Genomic DNA, 710 nt, shown 5'->3' on the forward strand with positions numbered 1-710 from the left:
TCGCGTGGGGGGTTGGGGGGGGGGGGGGCCAGGGGGGCACCGGGCCCCCCCGGCGGCCCCAAGCAGCCCCCCCCCAAACCCAACAACCCCCCCACGGGGAAATAGCCCCCCAAGAGCGCGCCGGGGCGGGAGGGGGGCGGGGGAACGCCCCCCGGCGCGCTCACGGGACCCGCCGTCGAGCGCAAGGACGCGACGACCTTCCGCAACCTCGACGCGACGGTGATCGTCGCCGACCTGTCGCGCTCGGTCGCTGAGGGCGGCGGGCTCAAGGACCTGCGCCAGACCGCGCAAGGCGTGGCCGAGGCCGCCGGCACCCGGGCGGTGGCGCTGGTGGTCTATGCCGGCGACGCCTACGTCGCCACCGGGCCGACCACCGACCGCGACAGCTTCGGCACCACCCTGTTCGCGCTGGACGCCGACACGGTGCCCGACCGCGGCAGCCACCCGGAGCGCGGGCTGGCCCTGGCGCGGCGCACCCTGGAGGAGGCGGGGGCGCTGGCCGCCGACGTGGTGCTGATCACCGACGGCGACGGCATCGGCGACGCGGCCTTGCGCGAGGCGGAGGCGATGCGGGCCAAGGGCTGGCGCGTCCAGGGGCTGTTCGTGCCGACGCACAAGACCTTGCCGCCCGGCGCGCCGAAGACCGACCGGGCGGCCCTCGACCGGCTGGTCTCGGCCGGCGGCGGGGTCGCGGCCGACCTGTCGGCGCC

Annotated in this window: 1 pseudogene; it reads left to right on the forward strand. The window is 78.2% G+C overall.

Annotated elements, in window-relative coordinates:
• Positions 1 to 156: 156 nt before the first annotated feature.
• Positions 157 to 710, forward strand: a pseudogene (locus tag FV222_RS28280) (VWA domain-containing protein); the annotation flags it as partial.

Source organism: Methylobacterium sp. WL103 (genome assembly GCF_008039885.1).
Taxonomy (GTDB): domain Bacteria; phylum Pseudomonadota; class Alphaproteobacteria; order Rhizobiales; family Beijerinckiaceae; genus Methylobacterium; species Methylobacterium cerastii.